This window comes from Achromobacter dolens (assembly GCF_902859745.1).
Classification (GTDB): domain Bacteria; phylum Pseudomonadota; class Gammaproteobacteria; order Burkholderiales; family Burkholderiaceae_B; genus Achromobacter; species Achromobacter dolens.
The window spans coordinates 102,112-119,383 of the sequence record NZ_CADIJW010000014.1 but is presented as its reverse complement, the minus strand read 5'-3'; the positions used below and the strand labels follow the sequence as shown (position 1 = coordinate 119,383).

Genomic DNA, 17,272 nt, shown 5'->3' with positions numbered 1-17,272 from the left:
CGCTGGCGGGCAGCCCCAGCCGCAAGCGCGCGCCGGCCCATTCCAGGTCGGCCGACAGCGTGGCCGACTGGCGCAGGGCCTCGGCCACGCCGGGCGTGAAGCCCAGGCGCCATTGCGCGGGCTCGGCGTCGGCGCCGGCCAACGGCGCGAGCGTGACCTGCAGGTCCGCGCCATGGCGCGCGATCAGCGTGCGGGCCCGGGCTTCATTGGCGGACAGGCGCGGCAGCGACGGCGGGGACGGGGAAAAAGGCGTACTGGCGGTCATGGGTTCCAGGGATCAACGGACCGGCGCATCGGCGTCGGCTTCCAGCAGGCAGGGGTCTTCCGGGTCATCGGTGCCGACACGCACGCGCGTCGGCCGCGCCAGGCTGTCGGCCAACTGCTCGGCCATTGGCCGCGCCATGGCGGCCAGGCGTTCACGCGAGGCTTCGTTGGCGCAGACGAATTCGGCGATGACGCGCCCGCCGTCTTCATAGACCGACACGCTGACGCCGGGCAGCACGTCGTCCTTCAATTCCACTCGCACCTGGCGCCGGCCCTGGCTGCCATCGGCCACCAGCAGTTGTTCGGCGCTGCCTTGCAGCGCCTGCGCCAGGGCCTGCGATGTCGCGTTGGCGGGCGCGGGCGCATCGGCCCGGGCCGCGCCGAACAGCGAGAACGGCGAGGGCGCGGAAGGCGGCGCGGCGGACGGCTCGTCCTTGCCGCGCGCCATGGCCTGCTCGAAGGCGCGCCTGTCGGCGTCGCTGGCCTGGCGGCCGGAGCTCTGCGCATCCGGTTGCGCCAGGCCCGAGCCCTGGGCGATCGCGGTATCCAGGCCGATGCGGCGGTCGATGCTCATGCCGGCTCGAACTCCTCGTGCTGTTCCCAGTCCTCGCGGTCGCGCGACAGCGAGGCGGCTTCTTCCATTTCCATGTCTTCCTTGTGCTCCAGCGCCTTCAGGTGCTCGGCCAGGTGGATGCTGGCCAGTTCCACGAACTTGCCTGTCAGGCGCACGGCCTGCTGGTGCTGGTCGCGGCGCTCGGCCAGCGCCTGGGCCTCGTCGCGCAGGCGTTGCGCGGCCTGGTCCAGCGCCTGCTCGCGCTGGCGCTCGCCTTCGCGCAGGCCGGCCACGCCCTGCAGCACGCTCTCGATCTCGCGCACCCGCACCACCCGGCTGCACAGGTCGCGGTACATGGCGCGCTCACGCCGCTCCGACTCCTCGCGGAAATCCACCAGCGCTTGCTCGGACGCCTGGCGCGCGGCCTCGGCCTCGGCGTGCCGCAGGCGCTGGCGCGACACCGCGATCTCGGCCTGGCCTTCGCGAAAGCGCTTGATGGCGAGCAATTCGTCGAACACGCTCATGCCGTCCCCACGATGCCGGTCATCTGCGCCAACGCCTCGGGCAGCGTGGCCCGCTCATCGGTGCGCTGCCGCAGGAACTGGTTGATCGCGCCGATCTTGTCGATGGCCTCGTCCGTCACGGCGTCGCCGCCGCGCTTGTATTCCCCGATCTTCACCAGCAGCTCGACTTCCTGGTACTTGGCCATCAATTCGCGCAGTCGGCCGGCGGCGCGCTTGTGCTCGGGCGTGATGACCGCGTTCATGACGCGGCTGGCCGAGGCCAGCACGTCGATCGCCGGATAGTGGTTGGCCGCGCCCAGCTTGCGCGACAGCACGATGTGGCCGTCGAGAATGGAGCGGGTCTCGTCGGCGATCGGCTCGGTCATGTCGTCGCCCTCCACCAGCACGGTGTACAGCGCGGTGATCGAGCCATGCTCGTTCATGCCGGCGCGCTCCATCAGCTTGGGCAACGTGGCGAATACCGATGGCGGATAACCGCGGCGGGTCGGCGGCTCGCCTGCGGCCAGGCCGATCTCGCGCTGGGCTCGGGCAAAGCGCGTCACCGAGTCCATCAGGAACAGCACGCGCTTGCCCTGGTCGCGGAAATACTCGGCGATGGCGGTAGCCACATAGGCGGCCTTGGCGCGCTCCATCGACGACTTGTCGCTGGTGGCGCAGACGATCACGCTCTTGCGCCGGCCCTCGCGGCCCAGTTCGTGTTCCAGGAATTCGCGCACCTCGCGGCCGCGCTCGCCGATCAGCGCCACCACCGTCACGTCCACCGCCGCGCCCTTGACCAGCATGCCCATCAGCGTCGATTTGCCGCCGCCGGCGGCGGCAAAGATGCCCATGCGCTGGCCTTCACCGCAGGTCAGCACGCTGTCCAGCGCGCGCACGCCCAGCTCCAGCGGCTGCGAGATGATGCGGCGCTTGAGCGGATCCGGCGCCTCGGCGAACACCGGATAGAACTTGCTGGCCTCCAGCGGGCCCAGCTCGGCCTCGTCCAGCGGCCGGCCCAGGCCGTCCAACACCCGCCCCAGCAGCCCCGGGCCCACGGGCACCATGTGGGCCCGGCCGGTGGGGATGACCTCGGTGGCGGTGGAAATGCCGTACATGTCGCCGATCGGCGTGAGCAGCGCGGCGTCGCGCGCGAAGCCCACCACTTCGCCCTTCATCTCGAAGTTCTCGCCCGGATTGCGCAGGATGCAGACCTCGCCCACCTTCACCGACGGCACCACCGCCTTGATGATGGTGCCGATAACCTGGGTCACGCGGCCCTTGATGCGCAGCGTCGGCGTGTCCTGCAGCGCCAGCTCCATCATTTCGGAGATGTAGTCGAACTGGCGCATCGCTATACCCGGCTTCCCAAGGTGCGCTGGAAGGCCTGGCGCAGCGCCTGGAGTTGTCCTTCCAGGCTGGCCTCGACCATGCCGATCTCGCTTTCGAGGATGCAGGCGCCGCGCGCCAGCCGGCCGTCGGCCAGGATGTCGAGATAGCCCACGCCAGGATAGGCGGCCAGCAGGTCGTTGATCTGTTCGCGCACCGTGTCGACCTCGGCCGGGTTCAGCCGCAGGGTCATCTGCTTCTGGTTGCGCACCACCGCCAGGGCGTTGCGCACCACCACCATGACCTTCTCGCGGTCGTCGAAGCCATCCACCACCTTGCGCACGGCCGACATCACCAGTTCCACCATCTCGTTCTCGACGCCGGCGAAATACTCGACCGTGCGACCGACGGTTTCGATCATCTTTTCGGCCTGGTCCAGCAGCGCCGCCTCGCGACCCTCTTCGTAACCGCGCTGACGCTCGGCCTCGAATGCCGCCTGGGCGCCGCCGACGATCTCGTCGGCCCGCGCCCGCGCCTGCGCGAGCAACTGTTCGGCATCGGCCCATGCCGCCAGCTCGGCGCCGCGCAACACGCGCGCGGCGGGGTCGACACGGCCGGCCGCGGCGCGCGGCGTCAGCGGATCGCGGGGAATGAGGAAAGCCATGCGGGCTCCGTTTTCTTCAGTAGCGACAGGCCCAGCGCCAGCGCCTGCGGCGCGGGCAGGGGCGCGGGCGGCGCGGGCAGGTCGGGCAGTTTCAGTTCGGCGCGTCGCGCCAGTTCGGGACCGGCGCCGCTCAGGGCCGCGCGCAGCGCGCCCTGGCCCAGCGCGTCCAACGCCGCGGTGGTCTCGGCCAGCGTCCAGGCGGTGCTGTCGGCCAGGCCGTCATGCAGGCTCGCGGCGGTGCGGCGGGTGAATTCCAGCAGGTCCGCGCCCAGATGCGCGATCAGCGCCCTCACCTCGTCGCCGGCGATGGCGCGGCGCAACCGCGGGCCGCACAGCACCGCGCCCAGCCGGCGCGCGCACTGCGCCAGCGCGTCCGGCGCCAGCAGCGCCAGCGCCAGTTCGGGACGGTCGGGATCGGTCACCGGGCGTTGCCAGAGGCCCAGCGCGTCCAGGATCTCGCGCGACCAATGCCGATGCCATGCCGGCGCCAACGCGGGCGCGGCGGCAATCGCCGCCAGCGCGGCCGGCGGCGCGTAGACCGCGTGGCGGCTCGGGTGCAGCGTGCGGCTGGGCAACTGGTTGAATTCAACCAGCCTGCGGTCCAGCGCCGCCGATGCGGGCGCCATCCTCAGCGGGCCTCGGACACGGGTTCGCGGCGCTCGGGCCGGGCTCGGCCCGGCACGCCGTAGCGCCACAGCACGTAGGCCAGCGCGCCGGCCAGGGCCAGCACCAGCAGGATCAGCAGCGCCAGCCATGCCAGCAGCGTGACCGACGAGCCCTCGCCCACTTCGATGCCCAGCACCTGCCGCGTGGCGTGTCCGCCGCCCGAGGCCGCGGCGGGCTGCGCCGACACCAGCGCGATCGACACGCGGTCCTCGGTCAGCCCGGGAATCGCGTGCGTGACCAGCTTGCGGATCTGCGGCTGCAGCGCGTCCAGGTTGTAGCCCGCCTGGTGCTTGATGAACACCGCCGCGGTCGACGGCGTGGTGTTCTCGCCGACGCCGCCGCGTTCGGGCAGCACCACGTGCACCCGCGCGGCCAGCACCCCGTCCATCTGCGACAGGGTGTTGGTCAGTTCCTGCGAGAGCGCGTAGATATAGCGCGCGCGTTCTTCCAGCGGCGACGACACCAGGCCCTCCTTGCGGAAGATCTGCCCCATGCCGTCGAAGCGTTCACGCGGCAGGCCGCGGGCGCGCAGGATGTCCAGCGCGCGCGCCACCTGCTGGCCATCCACCGACACCGCCACGCCGGTCTTGGTGGTGGCCTTTTGCGCGGCGATGCCGGCATCCAGCAGCACCGACAGGACTTCGTTGGCCTCGCTCTCGTTGGCGGCCGAGAACAATTCCACGCGCGAGCCGCAGGCGGCCAGCAGCAAGGCCAGGCCCAGCACCAGCCAGCGCAGCCGCAACAGCGCCGAGGCCGCGCCGCGATCGGACGCGACGGGAAGAGACAGGGTTGAAACGGCGTGCATTAGGACATCCTGACGAGCGAATCGATGTTCTGCGTGGTGCGCGAGACGGCCTTGCCAACCAGTTCGTACTGCACCGACACCTGCACCAGGTCGGCCTGCAGCCGCAGCATGTCGGCGATCGCCGGCGCCGACGACATGGCGTCCAGGCGGCCTGAGATGTTCTGCCACTTTTCCGAATACTCGGTGGTGGTGTTGCGCAGGCTGGCCAGGATCTGGTTGCCGAGCGTGGCCGGGGCAGCGTCGACCGCGGGCGTGAAGGCAGTCTGCAGCGCGGCCTGCAGGCCGGTGAGCGCGGGCGCCTGCGGTTCGGGCGCGTTCATGATCGCGGCGAACCGCTGGGCGGCAAGCTCTGACGGCTGTACGCCTGGCGTGTTCGCCAACGGCGGCAAAGTGGCGGCGAGCGCTGTGATTTCCATGGTCCCTAGTTCCAGAATATCGATCGAAAAATCACCGGTTCCCGCCTCAGCCGTCGGCCGGGGCAAGCCCCAACAGGGCGCGCGCCAGGCGCGCGCCCTCGGTCCCGCCCTCGGCCAACGTTTCCAGCAGACGCGTGCTTTCCGCGCGGCGGCCGGCCAGTTGCAGTGCGAACCCGCGCCACGCGTCCAGCAGGATCCGCTCGGCGGGATCGGCCATCACCACGCTTTCCAGCAGACGCACCGCATCCGGCGCGCGACTGGCATTCATCCATGCCACCGCCAGCCCCACCACCGGATAGGCGCGGTCGGGCCGCAGGCGGCGCAAGGCGTTGAATATGGTCTCCGCGCGGGCACTGTCGCCCGCGCCCGCGGCCAGGAAGCCGACCTCGGCCAGCAGACGGGCGTCATCCGCAGAAAGCACAACAGCCGTCTCCTGGGAGACGGCTTGATCCGCTGAGGTCGACACGGAATGAGCGGCGCTATCGTTCATCTTTCATGACGCGGCCTCGCGCGAAGAGAGTTGCAACAATGCCTCGGCTCGCGCTCGCACCTGCGGCGGCGCGTCTGCCGCGCTCAGCAGTTGCAGGGTGCGTCGAGCCTGATCGAACTGGCGCGATGCCAATTGGCACTCTGCGATCCGCAACGCCGTGGGCAACGAATCGGGATAGAGCGTCAGCACCAGCGAATAGATGGTGACGGCCTCTTCCGCGCGCCCCAGCATCTGCAGGCACAGCCCCAACCCAACCAGGTAGTGCTTGCGCGTCGGGCCGTACTGCGCCAGGAACGCGAAGACCGGGAGTGCCTGCGCGTAGTGTTCCTGCGCCACGTGGGCATAGGCCAGCGCATACACCACCTCGAGCTGCTCCGGCGTCAGGCGGGCGTTGGACGGCAGTGCCTCCATTCCGCGGTACAGCGCCTCGCCAAACTCGTCACGTTCCATTGCGCTATCGGCCATTTCCATTCCTCGATGCGGGTTCGGTTGCGGGTGCGGCATCAGACCACCATCCGCTTGCCGATGTTGGCGGTGATCTGGGACATGCTGTCGGCGGCGCCGTTGATCATCTGAGACACCAGGCGCAGGCCGTCTTCCATCTGCTTGATCACCTTGGTTATCTCCTCCTGGGCCTCTTCCATCCTGGCCTGGAGCTTGCGGGCATAGGCGTCCATTTCCTTCTTGTCCGCCTGGATGTTGTCGGCTTCGTTCTTGGTCTTGGCCACGGAAATATTGATCGAGCCTTGCGCCACCTGTGTCGCGCCCTGGGTGATCTGGCCGGCGGCGCTTACCACCCGCGCCATCGTGCTGACGGCGGACGCCCCGCCGGATGCCGCGATAGTTACGGCGCCGACGGCGATGGTAGCCGCCAGGGAAAAGGCCATCGTCAAAGCCATGGTGGTGGTCTTGTCGGCGCCCGCGAGTTCGGCGACGCCGCCCGCCAGGTTGCCGAGCAGGCCGGGTTCGATCATCAGCAGCGCGGGCGAGGCCAGGCCCATGACGCCGGCCACCACCTTGCCGATGCGCTGCGCGGTTTCCTCGTCGACGCCGCAGGCCTGCAGGAACTTGCTGGCGATGGTCGTCATCAGATTGCTCAGGCTGATTTCCGGCCCGCCGCATTCCTTGGAAATCTGGTCCGCCAATGAAATCGTCGAACTGATCAGCGCCATCACGGCCAGGGCCAGCAAGGGCGTGGCGGCGCCACCCGAGGCCACCGCGCCGGCAGCCAGCACGGCCACGGCGATGGCCGAGAAGATCAGCGCGGCGATCTTGCCGATCCAGCCGAAGATCTTGCCCAGGATGCCCTTGCTCGCGGCCTCCTCGCACTTCTTGACGTAGTCCTGGATCTTCTGCAGTTGCGCCTCATTGTTCTTTTCCATCTTGGTGCGCGCTGTCGCCAGGTTCTCCTTGGCGCTCGAGATCTGTGCCTCGTCCGACTTGGAACGAATGCTGCGCAGCAGGTCAATCATGTCGTTGGCGGAGAACGACTGCGCCGGCGGCTCCAGCGTCGGCGCGCCGTTGCCATTGAACAGGCCATCGCTGCCGGCTGGCTGGCCCGCCGCCTTGCCGGTCGGCAGCGAACCAGCCATGCCGACGAAGGCGTCCAGCAGCTCGCGCACCCGGGCCGTGGCCTGGGCCGCCTGCGCGCCGGCGTCCGGCGGCATTCCTTCGTTGCCCGGCAACGCCCCGGCGCCGATGCCGGCGGGATTGGAAGAGATCGAAGTCATGTCGGCTTCCCCGTGGTTAGCGGACTCAGATATTGCGGGCGATGCCGCGGTTCGTTTCCATGCGGGACTGCTCGATCGACGCCAGCTTGTCACGCACGTCGCGGATCACGTCCATCATCTGCTGCGCCATCTCGCCAGCCTGCTGCATGCCCGACTCGTGCACCTTGGACTGGGCCTCCAGTTCGGAACGGCGCGCATCGTGTTCGGCCGCCTTCTGCTCCTGGGCGGCATTGATCATGGTGCCGATGCCACCAGCCACGCCAGACAGGCCGCCACCAGTGTCCGAGTAACTGCGGGCGCGCGACTCGGCGCCATCGCCGCCCTTGTTCAACACGCGCAACTGCATCGCCCCCGAGCCGATCTGCGACAATCCGCCCGCGATCTGGAACGCGCCCTGCGTCATCGCGCCGATCATGCGTTCCTTGGCGGCATCGCGCATTTCCTGCGCGGCCCCTTTGAGGGTGTCGACCTGAGCCTGCAGTTCGTTGGCGCGCATTTCGCGGGCCGAACTGCGCATGGTCTGCGCCAGTTGCTGGAACAACGCCATGAAGGCATAGATATCCGTCTGCACGTCCTGTTCGCTCAACCGCGACAGGGCGTTGAACGCGTCGCCGGCGTCGGCGCCCCGCGGCACCTCCGGCGCCTGCAGGCCGCGCAGGCCGCCAAGCGTGTCCTGCAGCTTCTGGCCGATCTCGGCGCTGATCAGCGCCAGATCCTTGGGATCGACCGGGCCGGCCGCCCCCATGGCGCCCAGCAGCTTCTGCTTGATCGCCTCGTTTTCCGAAGCGATCTTCTGCGCGTTCTCCAGAACGCTCTTGATAACGTCGGGCGACGAGGCCAAGTCGTCGAGATTCTGCGGCAGATTGGCGCCGGCGCCGCCCGCGGAATTGATGTTCATGGAGTGACTCCCTCAACTGGTTATCCAGCGCCACCGGCGCGGGACATGCTTCAGGCCCGCGGCCCCGTCAACGCCCCGCGCAACATCCTGGCCCTGGCGGCCACGGCCGCGTGCCGCTCCTGCCCTTCGCACAGGGCATCGACGGTATCCAACGCCTCGATGGCCTCGTCGGTGCGACCCATCTCCACCAGCGACTCGGCGCTGTAGTAAAGCGGCGCGGGGTCCAGCGGATCCGCCATGATGGCCGGCAGGTACTGGCGCAGCGCATCCTCGTGGCGTCCCAGCATACGGTTGGCGGCAGCCAGTGCCAGGCCGTAGCGCGGTTCGGTATGGTCATACGTGACAAGCGCGGAGAACACCTTGAAGGCCTCGCTGTAGCGCTGCTGCTCGTACAGGGCGTGCCCCAGCGAGTACATCGCTTGCAGTTCGGCGCCCGTCAGCCCCAGTACATCGCCGAGCTTGCCGCCCGCACGCAGGTAGCTGGCCAGGCCGCCGGTGGCCTCTTCCATGGCCGCGGTCAGGTTCTGCGTCAGCGCAGCGTTCTCTTCCGGAGTCAGACTCATCGGGATCTCCTTGGGGGGACGGCCTTGGGACTTACACCATCGGGCGGATTTTCTTCACGCCGCCCGAGGCCGGCGCGCTGGCGAAGCGCTGGCGCGCCATTTCCTGTGCCACTTCGGCCTCGATGGCCTCCAGATCCTGCCGCACCAGGGTCTCGGCTTGCTCCCGTTCCTTGGGCCCCAGGCGGGCGGCCGTCACCGCACGCACTTTCTCCGGATCCAGTCCCTGGTCACGGTAGAAATCATCGGCCCGCTCCAGGGTTCGGCGGGCGTCATCCAGCACGCGCTCGGCTTCGGCGTGGATCTGTTCAGCGGTTTTCTTGAGACTCATGGCGCGGTTCCGGGATGGAGAAAAATGAGTGGGGCTGGTCAACGCATGTTGCCGATGATGGACGAACGGCTGTCCTGCATCTTCTTGAGGAAGTTCGTCATCACATCGAACGCCTCATTGCGCTTGTTGGTCATGCCTTGCAGGCGCGTCATGTCCATCTGCTGCGTGTTCGACAACGCATCCACCTTGTTCTTGATGGCCTGGATGGCGGTATCGAGGCTGCCCTTGGTGACCTTGCTGATGCCACCGTCCACCTGCAACTGGTACTTGTCGGTATTCAGGTCCATGCCGGCATCGCCCATCGCCTTCCACATGGCGTCGCGCATCTGGTTGTAGCGGTTGTCATTGGCGGTGCCCGCCTTGTTCCAGTCCGGAATGTCGCCATCCTGCATCTTGGTCGCGCCGTCCTTGCCGGATTTGAACAACCCCGCGAGCGCGTTCAGGCTGTTCATAGCCTCGTTCAGCTTGGCGATCTGCTCGTTGCGGCCCTGCACTTCCTTGATCTGGTTCTGCAACTGGGCATCCAGCAACTTGACGCGCTCGTTCTGGACCGCCATCAGGGCGGTCTCCAGGTCCATGCCCGAAATGTCGATGCCGCCGATGCTGCCGGCGCCGTTCGCGCCGCCCACGGGTGAATTCATGCCTATCTCCAATTGGTAAGGGGTTCCGGCGGCAGTGGCCTCGGGTTTTCCCCTGGCGCCGGCAGTTACCGGCCCCGCATGCAGCTTGAGTAACCGGGCCGTCACGCGAGTTCCACATCCATGCCGCCTTTTTGCCCTCAACGCATGTTGCCGATGATGGACGAGCGGCTGTCCTGCATCTTCTTGACGAAGTTCGTCATCACGTCGAATGCTTCATTGCGCTTGTTGGTCAATCCCTGCAGCCGCAGCATTTCCATCTGCTGGGTATTACCCAGGGCGTCCACCTGGTTCTTGGCGGTGGCGATTTCGTTCTTGTTGGTCTCGATGCTGGCGGTGTTTTCCTTGATGCTGGCCTCCAGGCCTGCCACCTTGGCCGAGATCTGGTCGACCCAGTCCTGCACCACGCGGCCCTTGGCATCCATCGTGCCGTTGCGATCCACGTCGCGCGGCGCATCGGCGCCTGCCGGCACGGTCAGCCCGGCCTGCTTGATCTGGTCCAGGGTGGCGTGGGACAGCGCCTTGTCATCGCCCTGCCCCCAGGACAGGCCGTACCAGCCTTCGGGATTGGGACATTTGCTGGCCGCCAGCCGCCCCTGCAGATCCTTGAGCTCGGCGATCTGCTGTTGCATCGACACATTGGACGCCTCCAGCTTGTTGTTCTCGGCGCCCTTGGCGGTGATCGACTCGTTCAAGCCCGCCATCTGCGCGTTGCGGGCGTTGACCGAATCCAGTTGCTGCCGCAGCGAATTCTCCAGCAATTGCGCCCGTTGGTTCTGCACCGCCAGCAGGGCGGTTTCCAGATCCATGCCCTGAAAATCCATACCCGCAATACCGCTGGCACCCGCACCGCTTACCGTGGACATATTCGCTCTCCTTGCGCCGACGGGCCTGCCGCCTTGGGCGCGAAACCCGGGTTAACCCTGAAAGACCTTCGCATTCCGCTGCCGATCGCCCCGGAATGCCCGCATGCCGTGTTGGTAACCAAACCCCTGCCTCGGTTCCATCAGCCGATGATGGAACTTTCCCCGCCCATCCGTTACTACCCCTGACTGTGCGCGGCCTTCGTCCGCCGTTCCTCGCGCCTTCATGAACCGTATCGACGCCGGCCTGCCCCCTTCCGCTTTCTCGTCCACGACCTCGCAAGCCGCCCCCCAGAACGGCCAGCAGCAGGTCGGCACGATGCTGGGCCAGGCCGCCACGGCCGTCGACGGCGAGGTCTCGCTGGCCGATTCCGCCGAGGAACTCAGCCTGCACATGGCCGAGAAGACCGAGGACAAGCACCACGCCGAACGCAAGATCGGCCGCGACGCCCCGCTGCAGATGCTCAGCGCCGAGGCCATCGTGGCCTACCTGGCCGAGTCGCACGACGCCGACGCGCAGGAAAAGCTGATCGAGCTGGCGCGTCATCTGCTGGCCGGCCAGGCCGACCCGCGCCAGGCCGCCGCCCGGGCCTTCGGCGATGCCGCCGGCCAGTACCTTGGGCTGCAATACGCGCTGCGCCAGGGCGAACGCGACGGCGCGCCCGAGGACGTACTGGACGGCCTGCGCGAGGCGCTGGCCGACCTGGAACTGGAAAGCGGCCCGCAGATCCGCGCCAGCCTGAACACCATCGGCGCGGCCGCCGGCTATGCCGACGACGCCCGCGGCGTGGCCGACTTCCAGCGCACCTACCAGGACGTAGTGCTCGGCGAAGCGTCGCTGGCCAAGACCCTGACGCTGGCGCTGGAGCGCTTCGGCGGCAAGGACGTGGGCCGCGGCCTGCAGCAACTGATCCAGGCCCTCGGCCAGGACCTGGCCGCGGCGCGGCCGTCCACCAGCCCGGACCGGCTGCAGGCGCTGATGCAGGATCTGTATCAGTTGGGCGTGGCGGTCACCGTGCTGGACGGCTGCGGCGAACTGGGTGAAAAGATGGCGCGGGAGCACGGCAAGCCGTTGGCGGCCGATCAATTGATGCGCGATCTGGTCAACGTCAGCAACGAGAAGTGGATCTCCGAATCGCGCTTCACGGCCCTGGCCGCCAGCCACGGCGCCGACAGCGTCGCCGCGCGCATCACCTTCCTGGGCGGCGTGCGCGCGGTGCTCAAGGACCTGCCGCTGCCGATGTACCCCGACCCGGATGCCCGCCAGTCCGTCCTGGGCGCGGCGCAACTGGCCCTGGACGCGGCCATCGACGAGGAATACGAATGAACAGCCTGGATCGCGCCCTGGGCGCCTTCGGCGAGACCATCGGCCTGGGGCGGCTCGCCCTGGGGCCGCACGGCAACCTGGCGCTGCAACTGGATTCGGGCCGTCGGGTCGTCATCGAGGCGGCCGACGGCGAAGTGTTGGTCTACGTCTCGGATCCGGTGCCCTATGACGCCCCGACGCGCCTGCTGCAGGCCTGGCGGCGGGCGCACCATTCGCGCCTGGCTGGCTACCCGGTGCAGGCCGCCCTGCGCGAGCAGGACGGCATTCCCCGTTTGCTGGCGCTGACCCGATTGCCCGCCGACCAGGCCGACGCCACCGAGCTGCGACGCGCGGCGGACACGCTGGCGCGCTGGCTCGACGACGCGCGCGCCAACTGACCCTGAAACGGAGACCCTCGCACCATGTCCGATATGCGCATCAGCGGCTTCGCCTTCGACCGGGGACTGGACGGCATCACCTACGCCGGCCGCGAGGCCGCCGGCCAGCACCTGCCCGAACGCCAGGAACTGGCCCCGCCGGCGGAGGGCGTCAAGGCGCAACTGGCCCAACTGCTCGACACGCCGAACATCGACCGCTACCTCGACAGCCAGTTGCGCCCCACGGTCGCCAACCGCGACCTGCTGCTGCCCGGCAAGTTCGCGCAGGCCCTGCAGGCGACGCTGGAAGGCCTGTCCGCCGCGGCCGAACAAAGCCAGGACCACAATCCCGAGGATGCCCGGGCGCTGAATCGCGCCGTGCGGCTGCTCAAGGACGAGGCCGGCCTGCGCGACCTGGTCGCCATGTACCGCAGCGCGCTGTACCAGGGATGAACGCCGCCATGCCCCTGCCCCCCGACGCCCGTGAGCTGCTCAGCCTGCTGGCCTATGTCTACCTGGAAAACAACCGGCCCGAAAAGACCGCGGTGGTGCTGAACGCGCTACGCACCCTGGGACAGGCCGACGCCCGCCAGCTCGCCACCCTGGCGCTGGCACAATTGCGCGCCGGCAAGCCGGAAGCGGCCCTGTCGACGCTGGACCAGTTGGCCATGCAGGGCGGCGTCGACGCGCCGTTCCACCTGATCCGCTCGCAGGCCCTGCTGGCCCTGGAACGGCGCGACGAGGCCGCCGCGGCCATGCGCGCTTACGTTGCCCTGCGTCCCGCCCCGGCGGCCGCGCCCACCGAAGCGGAAACGACGTGAGCCGACCCATGCAAGCCCTGAACCGCGTCGTCGCCGCCGCCACCAGCCGCAACGATATCGTCCTGGCGGTCCTGATCGTCTCGATCATCTTCATGATGATCCTGCCGCTGCCGACGACGCTGGTCGACGTGCTGATCGGCGCCAACATGACGCTGTCGGCGATCCTGCTGATGGTGGCCATGTACCTGCCGTCGCCGCTGGCGTTCTCGTCATTCCCGTCGGTGCTGCTGGTCACCACGCTGTTCCGCCTGGGCATCTCGATCGCCACCACCCGCCTGATCCTGCTGCAGGGCGACGCCGGCCACATCATCGAGACCTTCGGCAACTTCGTGGTCGGCGGCAACCTGATCGTCGGCCTGGTGGTGTTCCTGATCCTCACCATCGTGCAGTTCGTGGTCATCACCAAGGGCGCCGAGCGCGTGGCCGAGGTGGCGGCGCGCTTCTCGCTGGACGCCATGCCCGGCAAGCAGATGTCGATCGACGCCGACCTGCGCGCCGGCACCATCGACATGGACGAGGCGCGCAAGCGCCGCTCGGTGGTGGAAAAGGAAAGCCAGTTGTACGGCGCCATGGACGGCGCCATGAAGTTCGTCAAGGGCGACGCCATCGCCGGCCTCATCATCGTCGCGGTCAACCTGCTTGGCGGCATTCTCATCGGCACCATGCAGCGCGGCCTGTCCGCCGGCGAAGCGGTGCAGGTGTATTCCATCCTGACCATCGGCGACGGCCTGATCGCGCAGATCCCCGCGCTCTTCATTGCCATCTGCGCCGGCATCATCGTGACCCGGGTGCAGACCGGCGACGGCCCCTCCAACGTCGGCAAGGACATCGGCGCCCAGGTGCTGGCGCAGCCGCGCGCGCTCTTGATCGCCGCCGCCATCGCCGTCGGCATGGGCCTGATCCCCGGCATGCCCACCCTGACCTTCCTGGCGCTGGCGGCAGTGGTGGGCACCATCGGCTTCGTGCTGCTGCGCGGCACGCGCAAGGTGGTGGACGAGAAGACCGGCGAGATCACCGAGATCCCGGCGCTGGCGGCCGACGGCCAGAAGCCGCAGGCCAGGCCGCGCGCCGACGGCAGCGCAGAATTCGCGCCCACGCTGCCGCTGATGATCGACGTGGCCGCCGCGCTGCAGCGCAGCTTCGACGCCGATGAACTGAACGAGGAACTGCTGAAGATCCGCCGCGCGCTCTACTTCGACCTGGGCGTGCCGTTCCCCGGCATCCAACTGCGCTTCAACGACGCGCTGCCCGCAGACACCTACAACATCCTGCTGTCCGAAGTGCCGGTATCGCAAGGCAAGCTGCGGCCGGGCGCGGTGCTGGTGCGCGACACGGAACAGAACCTGCAGGCGCTGCAGGTGCCCTACGAAACCGACAAGCGCTTCCTGCCCAACATCCCCACGCTGTGGGTCGACGCCGGCCTGGCGCCGACGCTGTCGGCCGCCGGCATTCCGTTCCTGGACCCGCACCAGGTGTTGACCTGGCATCTGGCCTTCGTGCTGAAGAAATACTCGTCGGACTTCATCGGCATCCAGGAGACGCGCTTCCTGCTGACGGCGATGGAAGACCGCTTCCCCGATCTGGTCAAGGAAGCGCTGCGCGTGATGCCGGTGCAGAAGATCGCCGAGATCCTGCAGCGGCTGGTGTCCGAGGATATCTCGGTGCGCAACCTGCGCGCGGTGCTGGAAGCGCTGATCGAATGGGGCCAGAAAGAGAAGGACTCGGTGCTGCTGACCGAATACGTGCGCGTCTCGCTCAAGCGCCATATCAGCTACAAATATTCGAGCGGCCAGAACATCCTGCCCGCCTACCTGCTGGCGCCCAACGTCGAAGAGACCGTGCGCGGCGCCATCCGCCAGACCTCGGCCGGCAGCTACCTGGCGCTCGATCCCAATGCCTCGCGCAAGCTGGTGGACAACATCAAGCGCGCCACCGGCGACCTGGCCGCCGCCGCGCAAAAGCCCGTGCTGCTGACCTCGATGGACATCCGCCGCTACCTGCGCAAGATGATCGAACAGGACCTGTACGAATTGCCGGTGCTGTCCTACCAGGAGCTGACGCAGGAGATCAACGTACAGCCGCTGGCCAGGGTGGACCTGTGAACGCCCCCGCAACCGGAGCCCCCTCATGAGCGAAGCGCTGGAATTGCGCGTGCTGTCCGGGCTGCATCGCGATGCCCGCTGCCAGGTCGCGGACGGCGCGGTGCTGGGCGCCGACCCGGCCTGCGACATCGTGCTGGCCGACGACGGCATGGGTCCGCGCGCCGCGCGCGTGCGCATCGGCGAAGGCGGCTGGGACCTATCGCTGGACGACGGCGCGCCCAACGGGATGCCCGGCACGCCGTTCAACCGGCCGGTGCCGCTGGGTCCGGTCTGGATCACGGTGGCCCGGCGCGGCGACCCCTGGGCCAACGCCCCCGATGCCGCCAACGATGCGCTGGCGCGCGGCGCGGCCGAGCCGGATGCTCCCGCCACGGCGACATCGCCTCCCCCGCCTGCGGGCGCGGCGCCGACCAGCGAAGAAGAGCGTCAACTGGAGCGGCGCCTGCCGCTGCCGCCTGCGCAGGGTCGGCGTCGCAAGCGCGACTCCTGGCCCATGGTGCTGGGCCTGGCCGCGGTCGTGCTGACCATCTTCGTGGCCATCGCCCTGACCCTGATGCCGCAATCCAGCGCCACCCGCGCGCCGCAGGTGGATCCGCGCCTGGCGGCCGCGGAGAAATCCGTGGGGCAGATCTCGGCGGTGTTCGAGCGCATGGGCCTGGCCTCGCGCCTGCACGTCTCGATGGCGCGCGACGGCGTGGTGACGGTGTCGGGATGGGTGCGCAACGCCGCCGAACAGGACGCCGTGGCCTCGGCGCTGTCGCAGATCTGGCCCATGCCCGCCCTGCGCATCAGCAACGAGGACGAGGTGGTGCGCACCGCCCGCGCGGCCCTGCGCGCGTTCAATGTGCGCTATGACCCGCGGTATGAAGGCGACGGCCGCCTGAATGTCGTCGGCATCGCCAGCAGCGCGCGCGAACGCGCGTCTGCGCTGGATGCCCTGCGGGCGCAGTTGCCCGGCATGACGGTGCTGGGCAACGGCATCGCGTTGACGCAGCAACTCAGCGACGCCCTCTCCAGCCAGTTGGTGGACGCCGGCCTGTCCGGCGTCACCCTCGCGTGGAAGCCCGACCACCTGGAAATCGCCGCGGGCGCGCTCGACGACGATCAGCAGGTCCGACTGCAGGACGTGCTGAACGAATTCAACCAGACCCATCTCGGCGTGGCCCGCTTGGCCGCGGCCAGCGCCTCGCCGGCGGCCGACAGCGTGCCGTTCGTGATCCGCAGCGTGGTCGGCGGGCCTCAGCCCTTCATCGTGCTGGAAGACGGCAGCAAGCTGCTGGTGGGCGGCGTCTACCGCAAGTACCGCCTGGTCGCCGTGGAGAACACCCGAATCATTTTCGAAGGCCCGCGCAGCGCCATCGTGACGCGCTGACATCCCAACCGACTCTGCCGCCATGACCGATACGACCGCCCTGACCGAACTGGAACAACGCCTGGCCGCCCCTGGCGGCGCCGCGTTGCGCGCCGCGCTGGCGCAGCGCCTCGCCGAACTGGAGCAAAGCGCCAACCAGCGCCTGGCTTCTGGCCTGGTGCCGGTCGCGTTCCAGCAATACCAGGCGGTGGCACAGGCCGCCGCCGCCGCGCGCGAGGTGCTGGCCGCGCTGCAGCTTGACCCCCGGGATGCCGGCGCCGCGCCGTCCGCCCCTTTCTCCCCCCTTAATCGCTAGGAGACGCATCATGGCATTGAACGGATTGACCGGCTCGTCCGGCCTGAATTTCAACAGCGTGAACAGCACGATCTATGACAGCATCCGGTCGCAGGAAAGCAACCTGCAGACGACGCTGTCCAACCTGCGCACCAACGCCGACGGCAGCGTGTCGCAAGCAGATATGCTGAAGATGCAGCAACAGGTGCAGCAATGGACCATGCTGATCGAGATCCAGAGCACGATCACCAAGCAGATCGCGGACTCGCTCAAGGGCGTGATCCAGAAAGCCAGTTAAGCCGGCCCCGGCGCC

At 68.5% G+C, this 17,272-nt stretch carries 23 protein-coding genes and 1 pseudogene; 8 read left to right on the top strand and 16 right to left on the bottom strand.

Annotated features, from left to right (window positions below; translation table 11 throughout):
• From HV783_RS13285 to HV783_RS13210, 16 genes and pseudogenes are all read right to left on the bottom strand, one after another.
• A pseudogene (locus HV783_RS13285) lies at nucleotides 1–265 on the bottom strand (type III secretion system cytoplasmic ring protein SctQ); the annotation flags it as partial.
• 12 nt (nucleotides 266–277) lie between these two features.
• A complete protein-coding gene (locus HV783_RS13280; RefSeq protein ID WP_175189285.1) occupies nucleotides 278–838 on the bottom strand; it encodes a hypothetical protein in 561 nt (186 codons plus the stop codon).
• Nucleotides 835–1,341 (bottom strand): type III secretion system stalk subunit SctO, encoded by a 507-nt coding sequence (sctO, locus tag HV783_RS13275; protein ID WP_175189284.1) that lies wholly within the window; start codon nucleotides 1,339–1,341, stop codon nucleotides 835–837. Before sctO ends, HV783_RS13280 begins: the two co-directional genes overlap by 4 nt.
• The gene (sctN, locus tag HV783_RS13270) at nucleotides 1,338–2,669 is read right to left on the bottom strand and encodes a type III secretion system ATPase SctN (protein WP_054503472.1); all 1,332 of its coding nucleotides are present in this window, start codon (nucleotides 2,667–2,669) and stop codon (nucleotides 1,338–1,340) included. The genes sctO and sctN overlap by 4 nt, the downstream gene beginning before the upstream one ends.
• A 2-nt stretch (nucleotides 2,670–2,671) precedes the next feature.
• The gene (locus tag HV783_RS13265) at nucleotides 2,672–3,310 is read right to left on the bottom strand and encodes an HrpE/YscL family type III secretion apparatus protein (RefSeq protein WP_054503471.1); all 639 of its coding nucleotides are present in this window, start codon (nucleotides 3,308–3,310) and stop codon (nucleotides 2,672–2,674) included.
• Nucleotides 3,280–3,936 carry a SctK family type III secretion system sorting platform protein gene (locus HV783_RS13260; protein ID WP_175189283.1) on the bottom strand — a complete coding sequence of 219 codons (657 nt, stop codon included), beginning with the start codon at nucleotides 3,934–3,936 and terminating at the stop codon, nucleotides 3,280–3,282. The genes HV783_RS13265 and HV783_RS13260 overlap by 31 nt, the downstream gene beginning before the upstream one ends.
• Nucleotides 3,937–3,938: 2 nt before the next feature.
• Nucleotides 3,939–4,781: a type III secretion system inner membrane ring lipoprotein SctJ gene (gene sctJ, locus HV783_RS13255; RefSeq protein WP_175189282.1), complete on the bottom strand. Its 843-nt coding sequence runs from the start codon at nucleotides 4,779–4,781 to the stop codon at nucleotides 3,939–3,941.
• Nucleotides 4,781–5,197, bottom strand: coding sequence for a type III secretion system inner rod subunit SctI (gene sctI, locus HV783_RS13250; protein ID WP_064526210.1), 417 nt, complete (start codon nucleotides 5,195–5,197; stop codon nucleotides 4,781–4,783). The genes sctJ and sctI overlap by 1 nt, the downstream gene beginning before the upstream one ends.
• Before the next feature lie 46 nt (nucleotides 5,198–5,243).
• A complete protein-coding gene (locus HV783_RS13245; RefSeq protein WP_054503467.1) occupies nucleotides 5,244–5,687 on the bottom strand; it encodes a tetratricopeptide repeat protein in 444 nt (147 codons plus the stop codon).
• Nucleotides 5,688–5,690: 3 nt separating this feature from the next.
• Nucleotides 5,691–6,152, bottom strand: a complete 462-nt coding sequence (locus tag HV783_RS13240; protein ID WP_082401964.1) for a tetratricopeptide repeat protein — start codon at nucleotides 6,150–6,152, stop codon at nucleotides 5,691–5,693.
• A 38-nt stretch (nucleotides 6,153–6,190) separates the two neighbouring features.
• Nucleotides 6,191–7,417: a type III secretion system translocon subunit SseC family protein gene (sctE, locus tag HV783_RS13235; protein ID WP_175189281.1), complete on the bottom strand. Its 1,227-nt coding sequence runs from the start codon at nucleotides 7,415–7,417 to the stop codon at nucleotides 6,191–6,193.
• Between the two features lie 25 nt (nucleotides 7,418–7,442).
• The gene (sctB, locus tag HV783_RS13230) at nucleotides 7,443–8,315 is read right to left on the bottom strand and encodes a type III secretion system translocon subunit SctB (protein ID WP_054503464.1); all 873 of its coding nucleotides are present in this window, start codon (nucleotides 8,313–8,315) and stop codon (nucleotides 7,443–7,445) included.
• 50 nt (nucleotides 8,316–8,365) lie between these two features.
• Nucleotides 8,366–8,878, bottom strand: coding sequence for a SycD/LcrH family type III secretion system chaperone (locus HV783_RS13225; RefSeq protein WP_054503463.1), 513 nt, complete (start codon nucleotides 8,876–8,878; stop codon nucleotides 8,366–8,368).
• 31 nt (nucleotides 8,879–8,909) lie between these two features.
• The gene (gene btc22, locus HV783_RS13220; RefSeq protein WP_054503462.1) at nucleotides 8,910–9,206 is read right to left on the bottom strand and encodes a Btc22 family type III secretion system chaperone; all 297 of its coding nucleotides are present in this window, start codon (nucleotides 9,204–9,206) and stop codon (nucleotides 8,910–8,912) included.
• 38 nt (nucleotides 9,207–9,244) lie between these two features.
• The gene (locus tag HV783_RS13215; RefSeq protein WP_064526212.1) at nucleotides 9,245–9,847 is read right to left on the bottom strand and encodes a hypothetical protein; all 603 of its coding nucleotides are present in this window, start codon (nucleotides 9,845–9,847) and stop codon (nucleotides 9,245–9,247) included.
• Between the two features lie 137 nt (nucleotides 9,848–9,984).
• Nucleotides 9,985–10,653, bottom strand: coding sequence for a hypothetical protein (locus tag HV783_RS13210; protein ID WP_231132989.1), 669 nt, complete (start codon nucleotides 10,651–10,653; stop codon nucleotides 9,985–9,987).
• Between the two features lie 280 nt (nucleotides 10,654–10,933).
• Here HV783_RS13210 and sctW point away from each other — a divergent pair, with 280 nt between their 5' ends.
• Genes sctW through HV783_RS13170 form a run of 8 tightly spaced genes read left to right on the top strand, consistent with a single transcriptional unit; the run spans nucleotide 10,934 to nucleotide 17,257 of the window.
• Complete coding sequence (gene sctW, locus HV783_RS13205; RefSeq protein WP_064526214.1) at nucleotides 10,934–12,034, top strand: type III secretion system gatekeeper subunit SctW; 1,101 nt, start codon at nucleotides 10,934–10,936, stop codon at nucleotides 12,032–12,034.
• On the top strand, nucleotides 12,031–12,411 hold the full coding sequence (locus HV783_RS13200; protein ID WP_144656996.1) for a type III secretion system chaperone family protein: 381 nt from the start codon (nucleotides 12,031–12,033) through the stop codon (nucleotides 12,409–12,411). The genes sctW and HV783_RS13200 overlap by 4 nt, the downstream gene beginning before the upstream one ends.
• Before the next feature lie 24 nt (nucleotides 12,412–12,435).
• Nucleotides 12,436–12,843 (top strand): type III secretion apparatus assembly protein SctX, encoded by a 408-nt coding sequence (gene sctX, locus HV783_RS13195; protein WP_054503457.1) that lies wholly within the window; start codon nucleotides 12,436–12,438, stop codon nucleotides 12,841–12,843.
• 8 nt (nucleotides 12,844–12,851) lie between these two features.
• A complete protein-coding gene (gene sctY / locus HV783_RS13190; protein ID WP_144656995.1) occupies nucleotides 12,852–13,211 on the top strand; it encodes a type III secretion apparatus assembly chaperone SctY in 360 nt (119 codons plus the stop codon).
• An 8-nt stretch (nucleotides 13,212–13,219) separates the two neighbouring features.
• Nucleotides 13,220–15,313, top strand: coding sequence for a type III secretion system export apparatus subunit SctV (sctV, locus tag HV783_RS13185; RefSeq protein ID WP_054503456.1), 2,094 nt, complete (start codon nucleotides 13,220–13,222; stop codon nucleotides 15,311–15,313).
• A 25-nt stretch (nucleotides 15,314–15,338) separates the two neighbouring features.
• Complete coding sequence (sctD, locus tag HV783_RS13180) at nucleotides 15,339–16,685, top strand: type III secretion system inner membrane ring subunit SctD (protein WP_175189280.1); 1,347 nt, start codon at nucleotides 15,339–15,341, stop codon at nucleotides 16,683–16,685.
• A gap of 22 nt (nucleotides 16,686–16,707) precedes the next feature.
• Nucleotides 16,708–16,980, top strand: coding sequence for an EscE/YscE/SsaE family type III secretion system needle protein co-chaperone (locus tag HV783_RS13175; RefSeq protein WP_054503454.1), 273 nt, complete (start codon nucleotides 16,708–16,710; stop codon nucleotides 16,978–16,980).
• A gap of 10 nt (nucleotides 16,981–16,990) precedes the next feature.
• Entirely contained in the window at nucleotides 16,991–17,257 is a 267-nt protein-coding gene (locus HV783_RS13170) for an EscF/YscF/HrpA family type III secretion system needle major subunit (RefSeq protein ID WP_054432779.1), read from the top strand.
• Nucleotides 17,258–17,272: the final 15 nt, after the last annotated feature.

What these genes read in the sequence shown, in the direction of transcription:
- HV783_RS13240 (WP_082401964.1), bottom strand. Translation starts at nt 6,152, where the DNA reads ATGGCCGATAGCGCAATGGAACGTGACGAGTTTGGCGAGGCGCTGTAC.
- btc22 (WP_054503462.1), bottom strand. Translation starts at nt 9,206, where the DNA reads ATGAGTCTCAAGAAAACCGCTGAACAGATCCACGCCGAAGCCGAGCGC.
- sctD (WP_175189280.1), top strand. Translation starts at nt 15,339, where the DNA reads ATGAGCGAAGCGCTGGAATTGCGCGTGCTGTCCGGGCTGCATCGCGAT.
- sctI (WP_064526210.1), bottom strand. Translation starts at nt 5,197, where the DNA reads ATGGAAATCACAGCGCTCGCCGCCACTTTGCCGCCGTTGGCGAACACG.
- sctO (WP_175189284.1), bottom strand. Translation starts at nt 1,341, where the DNA reads ATGAGCGTGTTCGACGAATTGCTCGCCATCAAGCGCTTTCGCGAAGGC.
- HV783_RS13280 (WP_175189285.1), bottom strand. Translation starts at nt 838, where the DNA reads ATGAGCATCGACCGCCGCATCGGCCTGGATACCGCGATCGCCCAGGGC.
- sctE (WP_175189281.1), bottom strand. Translation starts at nt 7,417, where the DNA reads ATGACTTCGATCTCTTCCAATCCCGCCGGCATCGGCGCCGGGGCGTTG.
- HV783_RS13170 (WP_054432779.1), top strand. Translation starts at nt 16,991, where the DNA reads ATGGCATTGAACGGATTGACCGGCTCGTCCGGCCTGAATTTCAACAGC.
- HV783_RS13215 (WP_064526212.1), bottom strand. Translation starts at nt 9,847, where the DNA reads ATGAATTCACCCGTGGGCGGCGCGAACGGCGCCGGCAGCATCGGCGGC.
- HV783_RS13210 (WP_231132989.1), bottom strand. Translation starts at nt 10,653, where the DNA reads ATGGATCTGGAAACCGCCCTGCTGGCGGTGCAGAACCAACGGGCGCAA.
- sctB (WP_054503464.1), bottom strand. Translation starts at nt 8,315, where the DNA reads ATGAACATCAATTCCGCGGGCGGCGCCGGCGCCAATCTGCCGCAGAAT.
- HV783_RS13225 (WP_054503463.1), bottom strand. Translation starts at nt 8,878, where the DNA reads ATGAGTCTGACTCCGGAAGAGAACGCTGCGCTGACGCAGAACCTGACC.
- HV783_RS13175 (WP_054503454.1), top strand. Translation starts at nt 16,708, where the DNA reads ATGACCGATACGACCGCCCTGACCGAACTGGAACAACGCCTGGCCGCC.
- HV783_RS13245 (WP_054503467.1), bottom strand. Translation starts at nt 5,687, where the DNA reads ATGAACGATAGCGCCGCTCATTCCGTGTCGACCTCAGCGGATCAAGCC.
- sctV (WP_054503456.1), top strand. Translation starts at nt 13,220, where the DNA reads ATGCAAGCCCTGAACCGCGTCGTCGCCGCCGCCACCAGCCGCAACGAT.
- HV783_RS13265 (WP_054503471.1), bottom strand. Translation starts at nt 3,310, where the DNA reads ATGGCTTTCCTCATTCCCCGCGATCCGCTGACGCCGCGCGCCGCGGCC.
- sctW (WP_064526214.1), top strand. Translation starts at nt 10,934, where the DNA reads ATGAACCGTATCGACGCCGGCCTGCCCCCTTCCGCTTTCTCGTCCACG.
- sctN (WP_054503472.1), bottom strand. Translation starts at nt 2,669, where the DNA reads ATGCGCCAGTTCGACTACATCTCCGAAATGATGGAGCTGGCGCTGCAG.
- sctJ (WP_175189282.1), bottom strand. Translation starts at nt 4,781, where the DNA reads ATGCACGCCGTTTCAACCCTGTCTCTTCCCGTCGCGTCCGATCGCGGC.
- HV783_RS13260 (WP_175189283.1), bottom strand. Translation starts at nt 3,936, where the DNA reads ATGGCGCCCGCATCGGCGGCGCTGGACCGCAGGCTGGTTGAATTCAAC.
- sctX (WP_054503457.1), top strand. Translation starts at nt 12,436, where the DNA reads ATGTCCGATATGCGCATCAGCGGCTTCGCCTTCGACCGGGGACTGGAC.
- HV783_RS13200 (WP_144656996.1), top strand. Translation starts at nt 12,031, where the DNA reads ATGAACAGCCTGGATCGCGCCCTGGGCGCCTTCGGCGAGACCATCGGC.
- sctY (WP_144656995.1), top strand. Translation starts at nt 12,852, where the DNA reads ATGCCCCTGCCCCCCGACGCCCGTGAGCTGCTCAGCCTGCTGGCCTAT.